We start from the raw sequence: 12,460 nt of genomic DNA on the forward strand, positions 1-12,460 counted from the left end.
GCGACGACCTCGGCCGAGGCCCGGAAGCGCCTCCGGGCCTCGGCCGATGCATCGAGAGTTAGCTGGATATGCGCTGTGTCTCCGCGCCGACGTAGGCGGTCCACAAGCGCCGGTACGGGCCGTCCACGGCGAGCAGCTCGGCATGGGTACCGACCTGCACGAGCGTGCCCGAACCGACCACCGCGATCAGATCGGCGTCGGCGGCGGTGGCCAGGCGATGCGCCACCACGATGGTGGTGCGACCGGCGGTCAGCACGTCGACGGCGGCGCGCACCCTGGCCTCGGTGGCCAGGTCGAGGGACGCGGTCGCCTCGTCCAGGATGAGGATGTCCGGGTCGATCAGCTGGGCCCTGGCCAGCGCGAGCAGCTGCCGCTGCCCGGCCGAGAGGCTGCGCCCGTGCGCGCCGATGGACTGCTGGTAGCCGTGTTCGAGCGCGGCGATCATCTCGTGCGCGCCGACCGCCCGCGCCGCCCACTCGATCTCGGCGGGCTCGGCCCCGGGACGGCCGTAGGCGATGGCCTCGCGCACGGTGTCGCCGAACAGGAACGGCTCCTGTGGCACCACGCCGAGCCGTGTGCGGTAGTCGCGCAGCCGGAACTCCCGGATGTCGACACCGTCGACGAACACCGCGCCCTCGGTCGGGTCGTAGAACCGGGCGAGCAGCTTGACCAGCGTCGACTTGCCCGCACCGGTCTCACCGACCAGCGCCACCTTCTGCCCGGGCGCGATCCGCAGGTCGATGCCGTCGAGCACGGTGCGCTCGCGTGCGGCGTAGCCGAAGCTCACCCTGCGCAGCTCGATCTCGCCGTCGAGCCGGGTGACCGGGCGTGGCTCGGCGGCCTCCGGTGTGTCGACCGGGGTACGCAGCAGCTCACCGATCCGGTCGACGCCGACCACCGCCTGCTGATAACTGTCGAACACCTGCGAGAGCTGCTGGATCGGGGCGAACAGCAACTCGATGTAGAGCAGGAAGGCGATGAGCGTGCCCGCGGTGAGCAGGCCGTCGCGGACCTGGTGCACGCCGACAGCAAGTACCGCGGCGGTGGCGAGCACCGACATCAGCTCGATGCACGGAAAGAACACCGCCATCAGCACCTGCGAGCGCAGCCGGGCCGTGCGGTAGGCCCAGGACCGGCGTTCGAACTCGGACTGGTTCACCGCTTCCCGGCGGAACGCCTGGGTGACGGTGATGTTGTCGACGTTCTCCTGCAGATAGGCGTTGACCGCGCTGACCCGTTCCCTGGCCAGGTTGTAGGCCGGCACCGACGCGCGCCGGAAAGCCACAGTCGCCACCGCGAGTACCGGCAGCAGCGCGAGCACCACCAGGGCCAGTCCCGCATCGATCACCAGCAGCGCGGCGACCACGCCGGCGATGGTGACGGTGCTGGTCAGCGCCGTGGCCAGGCCGGTCTGCAGAAACGCCGACAGCCCGTCCACATCGGTGGTCATCCTGGTCATGATCCGGCCGCCGAGCTCGCGCTCGTAATACTGCAGGCCCAGGCGTTGCAGATGCGCGAAGGTCTTCACGCGCAGCCCATAGAGCAGCCGCTCACCCGCCCGCCCGGTGACGCGCACCTGGGCGACACTGATCGCCCAGTCGAGCACCACCACCGCGATGGCCAGCGCGGCCGCGCCCAGCACCACGTCCCGCGCGCCGGCGAGCACGCCGTGGTCGATGCCGTAGCGCACCAGGAACGGGATCAGCACCTGGGCGACGGCGTCGAGACCGACCAGGCCGAGCCCGGCCAGCAGCGGCCAGGTGAACGGCCGCAGCAGCCGGGGCAGCGAGAACGCGGTGTCGGGAGTGTGTGAGAAGGACTCGTCGACCTCGGGTTCGCCGGTGGCCGGCGGCAGCTTGTCCAGCAGCGCGACGATGTCGCCGCTGGGTGGTGCACCGGCCAGCATGCCACCGCCCGCGCCACCACCCGGTCCGGCCGGTGCGCCCGCCGACCGGCGGGCGAACGCCTTGGCCAGATGTTCCATGGTGCGGTCGTCGTCTTCGTCGACCTCCGGCGCCACCCACAGTTGCGCGGTGGCCACGCGCGCGGTGCCGGGCTGGGGGTCGGCGCCGATGCCGACCACTTCCGGTGGGGTGAACAGCGCGCCGAACAGTTCGCCGGAGTCCTGGAGTTCGCGCAGCGTCCCCAGTTCGGCGACGCGGCCGCCGTCGAGGACGGCGACCCGGTCGGCCAGGGCCAGCGTCGAGATCCGGTGCGCGACCACGAGGGTGGTCCGCTGCCGCAGTTCGGCCCCGATGCGCTGGTAGATCAGTTCCTCGACCTGGGCGTCGATGGCGGAGGTGGCGTCGTCGAGTACCAGCACCGGCGCCTCGGTGAGCAGGGCGCGCGCGAGGGCGATGCGCTGGCGCTGGCCACCCGAGAGCCGTTGTCCGCGTTCGCCGATGGGGGTGTCCAGGCCGTGGGGCAGCGCGGTGACGAACTCGTCGGCGGCAGCCAGATACAGCGCGTGCCAGACCTGGTCGTCGTCGGCGTCCGGCCTGCCGTAGGCGACATTGGCGCGGATCGAATCGGCCATCAGATGGGTGTCTTCGAAGACCATCGCCACCTGGGCGCGCGGATCGGGCAGCGCGCGCAGGTCGATGCCGTCGAAACGCACCGCGCCCGAGTCGGGGTCGAGCAGGGCGGGCAGCAGGGAGACCAGGATGGTCTTGCCGCTGCCCGCGCCGCCGGCGATGGCGACGGTCTCGCCGGATTCGATCCGCAGGTCGAGCCGGTCCAGGATCGGGGTGGCGTCGAAACCGAAGCTGACCGAGTCGAATTCGATCGATGGCGGCGCATCGGGGAGGTCGGTCGTCGGGCTCTGCGGCGCGTTCCGAAGACCTTCGGCATGGGTGTCCGGCACGACGCCGGTGCTGCGGCTCGGGAGCACGCCGCCGCCCGGTGCCGTCTGGGCCCGCCCAGCGGCGCCCGGAGTACCGGCCGCCGGTGGCACCGAATCGGTGGCGGGCGCCTCGATCACCTCACGCACCCGGTCCAGCGACGCCTTGCCCTGTTGACTCACGGTGAGCAGCATCGAGAACTGCCGCACCGGCCCGACGAACGCGCTCAGATAGGTCATGAACGCGAGAAACGTGCCGAGCGTGATGGCCTGACGCAGCGCGAGCAGGCCGCCGACGATCAGGATCAGCGCCTGCCCGGCCGCGGGCACGGCTTGCACGAGCGGGGTGAACCGGCTGGTGATCCGGGCCACCCGCAATCGCGACCGGTACAGCACCCTGGCACTGGCGCCGAGCTGGTCGAGCTCGTAGCTCTCCTGCCCGAAACCCTTCACCACCCGCACCCCGGCGACCGCGGCCTCGACCCGCATAGCCACCTCGGCCGCGCGCGCCTGCGCGTCCCAGTTCGCCGGGAACAGCTGCCGCTGGCTGCGCCGGGTGACGATCCACAGTCCGGGCAGTACCAGCAGCGCGATCACCGTCAGCGCCGGCGACATCGCCGTCATCAGTACCAGCACCGCGGCCAGCAGCGCCACATTGCCCGCGATCATCGGGATGAGCTGCAAGAACATCTGGATCAGCGTCACATCGGTGATCGCCCGGCTGACCACCTGCCCGGTGCGCAGCTGCGCCTGCTCGCGCCCGTCCAGGCGCAGCAACGCGGCGAACAGGTCACGGCGCAGGTCGTGCTGCACCCCCAGCGACAGTTCCGAGGACGCGACCCGCCGCGCGAACGACGCCGCGAAGCGCGCGGCGCCGAGCACCAGCAGGATCGCCACCCACGGCGCCACCGACGCGGCGGTGGCGCCGAGGGTGTCGACCACATGGCGCACCACCAGCGGCAGCGCCGCGGTGAGCAGCGCCGCCGCCAACGCACCGGTGTAGCTGACGATCACCAGCCGCCGGTGCTCGAGACAGCGCCGGACCAGGTAGCGCAGCCAATCCGAGCTCATCGGGCGGCCACGAGCGTGTCCGCGGTGTCGAATTGGTTGGCGGGCCGGGCGAGACCGTAGTGGCCGCGCAGGGTGGTCTCGGTGTAGTCGGTGCGGAACAGACCGCGTTCCTGCAGGATCGGCACCACCTCGTCGACGAAGCGCTCGAGCCCTGACGGCAGTACGGCTGGCATGATGTTGAACCCGTCGGCCGCGCCCTGGCGGAACCAGTCCTCGATGGCGTCGGCGACCTGCGTCGCGGTGCCCGCGAAGGTGCGGTGCCCGCGACCGCCACCCAGTCGCGTGATCAGTTCGCGCAGCGTGAGACGTTCGCGGCGAGCCAGATTCACGATGAGGGTGAAGCGGCTCTTGGCGCCCTCGATGTCGTCCTCGGTGGGCAGATCCTCGGGGAGTTCGCTGTCCAGGTCGAGCTCGTCGATCGACAGTTTGAACCGTTCGGCGAGCTGCTTGCGCGCGTACTCCGGCGAGATCAGGCGGGCCAGTTCGGCGTCCAGGGCCTTGGCATCGGCCTCGGTGTCACCGATGATCGGGACGATGCCGGGCAGGATCTTGATGGTCTCCGGGTCGCGGCCCGCGGCGACGGTGCGGGCTTTGAGGTCGGTGTAGAAGGCTTTTGCGTCGTCGAGGGTCTGCTGCGCGGTGAACACCGCCTCGGCGTAGCGGGCGGCGAACTCCTTGCCGTCCTCCGACGAACCCGCCTGCACCAGCAGCGGATACCCCTGCGGCGAACGCGGCACATTCAGCGGGCCGTCCACCCGGAAGTGCTCACCGTGGTGGCCGATCTTGCGCACCTTGGCCGCGTCGGTGTGGATGCCGAGTTCCTTGTCGGCCAGCACGGCGTCGTCGTCCCAGCTGTCCCACAGTTTCGTGGCGACCTCGACGAACTCGGCGGCCTTCTCGTAGCGCAGCCTGTGCTCGGGGGTGTCGTCGAGGCCGAAGTTGCGCGCGGCGTCACCGCCCGCGGTGGTCACGATGTTCCAGCCGGCCCGGCCGTGGCTGGCCCAGTCCACCGAGGAGAACCGGCGGGCCAGATTGTAGGGGTCGTTGTAGCTGGTCGAGGCGGTGGCGATGAGACCGATGCGGCTGGTCTGCACGGCCACCGCGGTCAGGATGACTGTCGGTTCCAGTTTGCCGCTCGGTCTGCGGCCCGGATCGCCCATCAGCACCGGGCTGTCGGCGAAGAAGATCGAATCGAGCTTGCCGCGCTCGGCGGTCTGCGCGAGCTTCACGTAGTAGTCGATATCGGTGTGCGCGTGCGGGTCGCTCTCGGGCAGCCGCCAGGCCGCCTCGTGGTGACCGACCGACATCAGGAAAGCGTTGAGGTGCAGGCGTTTCGACATGAATGTGCCTTTCGGGCCGCGCCGTCGAACGATCAGGCAACGGTGGCGGTTTCGAGAACGGCGTCGTCGGCGACGCCGAGCGCGGTGAGCAGGGTGCGGCGAATGTGCTGGAAGCCGGGCAGACTCGGATCGCGGCGGCCGGGCAACTCGATCAGCGTGTCGACGGCGAGCTTGCCCTCGTCGAGCACGATCACCCGGTCGGCCAGGGCCACCGCCTCGTCCACATCGTGGGTGACCAGCAGTACGGTCGGGCGATGCCGGGCGATCAGATCGCGCAGCAGTGCGTGCATCTTGATCCGGGTGAGCGCGTCGAGCGCACCGAACGGCTCGTCGGCCAGCAGCAGATCGGGCTCGCCGACCAGCGAGCGGGCCAGCGAAACCCGTTGCTGCTCACCGCCGGACAGCTCGCTCGGCCAGGCGCGTTCGCGACCGGCCAGGCCGACCTCGGCGAGCACCTGTTCGGCGGCGGGCCTGCGCGAGCGCGGCTGCCCGTAGAGCACATTGGCCAGCACCCGCTGCCAGGGCAGCAGCCGCGAATCCTGGAACACCACCGAGGTTTTCGCCGGCACCCGCAGCGTGCCGCCGCCCTCGACGTCGTAGTCCAGCCCGGCCAGCGCGCGCAGCAGAGTGCTCTTGCCCGAGCCGCTGCGTCCGAGCAGGGCGACGAACTGGCCGGGCGGAATAGTCAGGTCGATGCCCTGGAGCACGGTGCGGTCACCGAACCGGCGGGTCAGCGAACGGACCTCGAGCCCGGTGACTTCGGGGGCGGCGGGCTTGTCTACCCCGCGATGGTGCGTCGCCATGACAGAACCTTTCGTTCCAGCAGCCGGATCAGCGAATCGGAGATCAGGCCGAACACGCCGTAGACGACGAGCCCGACGAGAATCACGTCGGCCTGTCCGTAGTTCTGGGCATTGGTCATCATCTTGCCGAGACCGTCGGTGGCATTGACCGTCTCGACGACGATCAACACCAGCCAGGCGCTGGTGACCGACAGCCGCAAGCCGAGGAAGAAGCCGGGCAGCGAACCGGGGATCACGACGCTGCGGATGAACTCCGCACGCGAAACCCCTTGGATCTCCGACAGTTCCACGAGTTTCTGATCGATGGTGGTGAGCGAGGCGTGGGTCTGGATGTACATGTGCACGATCACGCCGAGGGTGATCAGCACGATCTTGAACTGCTCGCCGATACCGAGCACCAAGATCAGCAACGGGATCAGGGCGAGGGTCGGGATGGCGCGCTTGACCTGCACCGGGCCGTCGATGATCGACTCACCGAGCCGGGAGAGCCCGGAGATCAGCGCCAGCGAGGTACCGATGACCAGGCCGATGACCAGGCCGGTCATCGCCCGTTGCAGGGACACACCGAGGTCCGCGAGCAGCGGGCCGTCGACCAGCAGCTCCCACCCGGTCTGCAACACGGTCCACGGCGCGGCCAGCTTGCGCGGATCGATGAGGTCAGCGGCGGACCCGATCGCCCAGGCGGCGACCACGAGCCCGACGCCGAGCAGGCGAGCCGCCGGAATGGCTTTGCGCAGACCGAGCCTGCGCAGCGTGCGGCGTTCGGTGAAGCCGTCGTCGGTGGGTGCGGCCACCGTGACCGCCCCTCGGGGCAAGGCGATGGTCATCATGCCCCCTTGTTCCGGTACGGCGCGGCGACGGCGTCGAAGGCGATCTTCTCGAAGCGGCGGTCGAACAGGTCCTCGGCCGGGAACGAGTTTCCGAAGAAGCCGGCGCTGGTCACCAGGTCGATCGTCTCCTGCTCCCACGCGATGGCCTCGTCCCAGTTCTGCGGGAAGTACGGCTGTTCGACCGTGGTCAGGATGCGCTTGCCGTCCTCGACCGATACCGCCTGGTCCTTGACGTAGTAGGCGTCGATCCACTCGTCGGGATGCTCCCAGGCCCAGGTTTCCCCGCGCGCCCAGAACTTCACGAATTCGACGATCGCCGCGGTCTTGCCGGGATCACGCAGGATCTCGGTCGGTGCCCACAGCACGCTGAGCGCGTCGACGGCGGGGGTGACCACACCGTTCGCGCCTTCGGAGGCGTACTGGTCGAGGTACTTGGTCAGTGTCGGCTCAGCGAGCGGGGCGACATCGAGTTCCCTGGCCTGTAGCGCGGTCAGGAATTTGGTGCTGGGCAGTTCGACGAGTTGCACCTCGTCGGTGCCGATCCCCGCGGCCTTCAGGGTGCGCAGCACGACCAGCCCCTGCGCCTGGCCGGGCGAGAAGGCGATCTTCTTTCCGCGCAGGTCATCGAGGCTGTCGATACCGGAACCGGGTGCGGTGGCCAGCTTGTACAGCGGCGTGGTGCGCACCTTGACACCGACGATCTTGGCGTCGAACCCCGTGGCGTGGGCGTGAATCGGCGGGATACCCGCATTGGTGGCCAGGTCCACGGAGCCACCACGGAAGGCCTGGATGACATCGGGACCGGCGGAAACGGCGGGCCAGGACGAGACGGTGAACGGCAGCTTGCCCAGCTCACCGGAGGCGGTCAACGCCACCTTGGCGGTATTGGCCGCGATGGTCAGCGCGACACCCGGCGGCACCTCGGCAGGCAGCGGGTCGGTCAGCGCGGCGCCGCCACCCTCGTCGGTGGCGCAGGACACCGCCAGCAGCGATGCCGCCGCGGCGAGCAAAGCTATTCGTCGAATACTTTTACGCATGATGATTTCCCGGATCGAATCGAAGGACTGATGCTGAGCGAATTCGAACCGCGACAACACCGGCCCGGCATATCCCGGACGAGGCCGGTGTGCATTGTGTTCATGCCAGTAACTATCTCTTTCCACGACTGTTCCGGTCAATATTCGACCGCTTTAAAATAACCACGAATGAAACCGCGGGAACTACGCGCCCTTGGTGCGGTAGGCGGCGGGCACGGCGTCGAAGGCGATCTTCTCGAAGCGGCGGTCGAACAGCGCCTCGGCCGGGAACGGGTCACCGAAGTAACCCGCGCCGGTCACCAGGTCGATCGTCTCCTGTTCCCAGGCGATCGCCTCGTCCCAGCTCGCCGGGAAGTACGGCTGTTCGGTGGTGGTCAGGATCCGCCGGCCGTCCTCGACCGATACCGATTGGTCCTCGACGTAATAGGCGTCGATCCACTCGTCGGGATGCTCCCAGGCCCAGACCTCGCCGCGCGCCCAGAACTTCACGAATTCCACGATGGCCGCGGTCTTGCCGGGGTCACGCAGCACCGCGGTCGGCGCCCACAACACACTGAGCGGGTCGACGGCGGGGGTGTCCACCGCCGTCGCGCCTTCGGAACCGTATTTGTCGAGATACTTCGTCAGGCTCGGCTCGGTCAGCGGGGCGACGTCGATTTCCCTGGCTTGCTGGGCGGTGAGGAATTTCGGGGTGGTGAGGTCCACCAATTCCACCTCGTCGGCCCGGATACCCGCTGCTCGCAGCGTGCGCAGGACCACGATGCCCTGCGCCTGGCCGGGCGAGAAGGCGATCTTCTTACCGCGCAGGTCAGCCAGACTGTGGATATCGGTGCCGGGCGCGGTGGCCAGCTTCAGCAGCGGCTTCGTGCGGACCTTGACCGCGACGATCTTGGCGTCGAAACCCGTGGCGTGGGCGTGAATCGGCGGGATACCGGCATTGGTGGCCAGGTCGACGGACCCACCACGGAAGGCCTGGATGACATCGGGGCCCGCGCCCACCGCGGGCCACGACGACACCGTGAACGGCAGCTTGCCGATCTCGCCGGAAGCGGTCAGCGCCACCCGCGCGGTATTGGCCGCGATGGTCAGTGCGACACCTGGGGGCACCTCCGTCGGCAGCGGGCCGGTCAGCGCTGCCCCGCCGCCGTCACCGGTGGCGCACGATACCGCCAGCAGCGAGGTGGCCGCGGTGAGCAGAACTGTCCGTCGAATACTTTTACGCATGATTATTTCCCGGATCGAATCGGTGGAATGACTGCTATTAATTCCCGCCGGGACAACACCGCAGGCCAATTTCTTTCATGCCGATTACTGTCGCTTTCCGAGCCCGGTCCGGTCAATATTCGACCGTATTGAAATAACCACGAATCAAACCGCTCGGGCGATCGGCGTGGCCAATGGATCACCGAACAGCTCGTGCAATACCACCCCGGCCGCCGACATCGACAGGATCTGGCCGGTGAATGCCGACGGGGTGATCAGCTCGACCGGATCAGCGCCGGTCACCGAATGCGCGCGCACCGCGTCGTCGTAGGCCTCGCGCAGACCGGCGAGCCGGCCGAGGCCGCGATCGACGAGCACCAATGCCTCGGGATCGAACAGGTCGATCAGCGCCGCCGCGACCGCGCCCATCAGCGCGGCCCGTTCGAGGAAATACGCGCCTTCCGGCGCACCGGCCGCCACGGCGTCGAGTAACTCGGGCACGGTGCCGTAGGCGCCCGCCCGGGTCAGCAGGGCATGGTCGCCGAGCTCGTCCAGGGCCGTCGCCGAACCCGTGGTGGCACTGAGCAATCGGGCGATGGAGCCCGCGCCGGAGTGCGGTCCGTAGTGCACCCGCCCGTGCACGGCGAAGGCGGCGTCGATGACATTGCCGACGAACAGCACGATCGAACTCGTCGTCCCGCGCAGCCGGCCGTAGAGCTGTTCGGCGTGCATGAGCGCGCGGGTATGACTGTCCACCCGCGTCGGCAAACCGGTTCGGGTGGCGAAGTATTCGCGGAGGGGGACATCGCGCCAGCGCAGATAGGAGTGATCGACGACCGAGCCGGTGGTGTTGTCCACGCGGCCGCCGATCGCCACGCCGAGGCCGCGCACCCGCACATCCGGGTCCAGGCTCGCGGCCACGGCGTTCACCCGCTCGACCGCGGCGTCGAGGATCTCGTAGGGCGCCCGGCTGCGATGCGGGAGCTGCTCGGAACGGAGCACGGTGCCGGCGATGTCGACCACCGCCACGGTGCTCTGCGCGGCCGCGATGTGCACGGCGAGCACCACATTGGCCGCGCTGTCCAGCGCGATCGGGCTGTGCGGCCGGCCGACGCCGCCGGGCCCCGCCGTCTCCGGGAGTTCCCGGAGCAAGCCCGCCTCGAGCAGTGCTTTGCTCTGGCAGGTGACCGTCGCCGGGGACACCCCCGCGCGCTTGGCCACGATGCTGCGAGGTGCCGGACCCAGTGCGAGTACCGCCTGGAAGACCGCTCCCGCACTGCTGTTCGTCATCTGCCACACCTCGCCGTCGTACTGACCGATCACGCTACGGAGCAGGCCCCGCCAGGCGAAGGCTTCAACGCACGCTGATCGGAACCGGTGCTTACACTGGGCCGATGCCGAACTACAGCTTCCGCTGCCGCTCCTGCGGCGACACATTCGAGGTCAGCCGCCCGATGGCGCAATCCTCGGACCCAGCGTCGTGTCCGGCCGGTCACGCCGACACGGTCAAACTGCTCACCACCTTCGCCGCGGTAGGCCGCAGCACGGCCCCCGCACCCGCACCCCGCCCCGCCGCCGGCGGCTGCTGCGGTGGCGGCGGGTGCTGCTGAGAGTACGTCCGGCTACACCGCGAAACACCGGCTGGAGCTGCCGCGCGCGGTGATGTCATGGCGGGGGTGTCAGTCGCGACGGTGGTGTCAGCCGCGACGGCCAGACCAGCCACGACGGAGGCGTCAGCCACGACGGCCAGACCAGCCACGACGGAGGCGTCAGCCGCGGCAGCCAAGCCAGTCACGGCGGGCGCGCTAGCCACGGCAGGCGTGTCAGCCACGGCCGCCAGGCCACACGGCAGGCGTGTCGGGCGGGGCGGGCGTTCAGTTGCGGCGGCGTGTCATTCGCGGCGGTCGACGTGGCCGAGGTCGCGGTCCGGGGCTATGCGGTCGCGGACACGCTGCTTGAGGACGGCGATATCGGGAAAGCCGCCGTCGGCTTTGCGTTCCCAGAGCTGCTCCCCGTCCAGGGTGATCCGGAAGACCCCGCCCTCACCAGGCACCAGCGCGACTTCCCCCAGCTCGGTGGCGAAAGTGCTCAGCAACTCCTGCGCCATCCAACTCGCGCGCAGCAACCACCGGCACTGCGTGCAGTACTCGATCGCGATCCGCCTCATCCGAGCAGTATCCCCCACCTTGTCCTGGACGGTTGATCACCAGGCCATGAGGGAGATCGCCTCTCGGCAGTTGTCTCCCTCATGGCCTGGTGATCACCTGTCCAGGCGGCTGGGGGGTCAGAAGGTGCCGTCGAGGTAGACCCAGGCGTTGTTGTGGCGGGTGAAGGTGCTCACTTCGTGCATCTCGTCGCGGGTGCCGTGGAGTTTGTAGTGGGCCACGAATTCGACGATGCCGTTGTCGTCGAACGGGCCACCGCGTTCGGTGCGCACGATTTCCAGGAACAGCCATTGCTGCCCGGGATCGAGCGCCAACTCCTCAGGGCGCGTGCCGGGGTGCCAAGAACGCAGCAGGTAGTCCACGTCACCCATCACATAGGCGGTATAGCGCGACCGCATCAATGTCTCGGCAGTCGGGGCCGACCGCTCCCCCGCCAGAATCGGACCGCAACAGAGGTCGAACTGTTCGCCCCGCCGACACGGACACGGTTTCGGATCACCCATGGTGGTCATCCTGCCCGGTCCGGCCGCCGGTGCGTCGCGCAGCCTCCGGGATACCGCTCACCCGCGCGGTCTCACGGTCAGCCGAATGGCTGGTGGGCCAAGGGGACCAGTTCGAGGGCAGCGGCGAGGGCGGCGGTTTGTTCACGCCAGCGGCTCAGGTCGGTGACGCTGGGTGCCATCTCGTAGTCGAGGTGGTGGGCGGCCCTGGACAGCGCGGCCCACAACGCACCCACCTGACCAGCGGTTTCCGGTCCGGCATAGACGCGCAGTGCGAGCAGCTGGGCCCGCATCGGGCAGCGCATGAGCTCCGGGGCGATCTGGGCCCACAACTCGTCGACCGCCTGTTCGAGCGCGAGCCGCAGAATCCACGCCACCGCCCGCGACCACACCCCACCGGCATCCGGCACCGCCCCCGACAACAGATGCTCGGCCGCCTCCAGCCGCTCGGCCACCGACGGCCGCCGAGTGAACCTAGCCCGCCGCGACCCACCCCGGCGGTTCACCGATACCCCGAGCCAGCCGAAAGCCCCGCCACCACCGCCGCAAAGCCATACGCGACAGACCACAACAGAACAGCGAGACCCTGCGGCACAACAGACCCCAACGTCGACCTGTCACCACCGAACACGGATCGCGGGACCTCAGCACCACCCCGCGACCCCCGACACC

Annotated in this window: 11 protein-coding genes; 1 reads left to right on the forward strand and 10 read right to left on the reverse strand. The window is 69.2% G+C overall.

Annotated features, from left to right (window positions below; translation table 11 throughout):
* Positions 1–58 precede the first annotated feature (58 nt).
* From ACFXK0_RS02670 to ACFXK0_RS02700, 7 genes are all read right to left on the reverse strand, one after another.
* Positions 59–3,910 carry an ABC transporter ATP-binding protein gene (locus tag ACFXK0_RS02670; protein WP_379407928.1) on the reverse strand — a complete coding sequence of 1,284 codons (3,852 nt, stop codon included), beginning with the start codon at positions 3,908–3,910 and terminating at the stop codon, positions 59–61.
* Complete coding sequence (locus tag ACFXK0_RS02675; protein ID WP_379407929.1) at positions 3,907–5,250, reverse strand: LLM class flavin-dependent oxidoreductase; 1,344 nt, start codon at positions 5,248–5,250, stop codon at positions 3,907–3,909. The genes ACFXK0_RS02670 and ACFXK0_RS02675 overlap by 4 nt, the downstream gene beginning before the upstream one ends.
* Before the next feature lie 32 nt (positions 5,251–5,282).
* Positions 5,283–6,053, reverse strand: a complete 771-nt coding sequence (locus ACFXK0_RS02680) for an ABC transporter ATP-binding protein (RefSeq protein WP_379407930.1) — start codon at positions 6,051–6,053, stop codon at positions 5,283–5,285.
* Positions 6,029–6,880 (reverse strand): ABC transporter permease, encoded by an 852-nt coding sequence (locus ACFXK0_RS02685; protein WP_379407932.1) that lies wholly within the window; start codon positions 6,878–6,880, stop codon positions 6,029–6,031. Before ACFXK0_RS02685 ends, ACFXK0_RS02680 begins: the two co-directional genes overlap by 25 nt.
* Positions 6,880–7,920: an ABC transporter substrate-binding protein gene (locus ACFXK0_RS02690; protein ID WP_379407933.1), complete on the reverse strand. Its 1,041-nt coding sequence runs from the start codon at positions 7,918–7,920 to the stop codon at positions 6,880–6,882. Before ACFXK0_RS02690 ends, ACFXK0_RS02685 begins: the two co-directional genes overlap by 1 nt.
* A 183-nt stretch (positions 7,921–8,103) precedes the next feature.
* Positions 8,104–9,144 (reverse strand): ABC transporter substrate-binding protein, encoded by a 1,041-nt coding sequence (locus tag ACFXK0_RS02695; protein ID WP_379407934.1) that lies wholly within the window; start codon positions 9,142–9,144, stop codon positions 8,104–8,106.
* Between the two features lie 144 nt (positions 9,145–9,288).
* On the reverse strand, positions 9,289–10,413 hold the full coding sequence (locus ACFXK0_RS02700) for an ROK family protein (RefSeq protein ID WP_379407935.1): 1,125 nt from the start codon (positions 10,411–10,413) through the stop codon (positions 9,289–9,291).
* A 104-nt stretch (positions 10,414–10,517) separates the two neighbouring features.
* On the opposite strand from ACFXK0_RS02700, the gene ACFXK0_RS02705 reads away from it, so the two are divergent.
* Positions 10,518–10,733: a zinc ribbon domain-containing protein gene (locus tag ACFXK0_RS02705; protein WP_379407936.1), complete on the forward strand. Its 216-nt coding sequence runs from the start codon at positions 10,518–10,520 to the stop codon at positions 10,731–10,733.
* A 281-nt stretch (positions 10,734–11,014) separates the two neighbouring features.
* Here ACFXK0_RS02705 and ACFXK0_RS02710 read toward each other — a convergent pair whose 3' ends face one another.
* From ACFXK0_RS02710 to ACFXK0_RS02720, 3 genes are all read right to left on the reverse strand, one after another.
* On the reverse strand, positions 11,015–11,290 hold the full coding sequence (locus ACFXK0_RS02710; protein WP_379407938.1) for a SelT/SelW/SelH family protein: 276 nt from the start codon (positions 11,288–11,290) through the stop codon (positions 11,015–11,017).
* Positions 11,291–11,407: 117 nt separating this feature from the next.
* Positions 11,408–11,800: a YchJ family protein gene (locus ACFXK0_RS02715; protein ID WP_379407939.1), complete on the reverse strand. Its 393-nt coding sequence runs from the start codon at positions 11,798–11,800 to the stop codon at positions 11,408–11,410.
* 68 nt (positions 11,801–11,868) lie between these two features.
* Entirely contained in the window at positions 11,869–12,243 is a 375-nt protein-coding gene (locus ACFXK0_RS02720) for a hypothetical protein (protein ID WP_379407940.1), read from the reverse strand.
* Between the last annotated feature and the right edge of the window lie 217 nt (positions 12,244–12,460).

It is taken from the genome of Nocardia sp. NPDC059177 (assembly GCF_042755165.1).
GTDB lineage: Bacteria > Actinomycetota > Actinomycetes > Mycobacteriales > Mycobacteriaceae > Nocardia.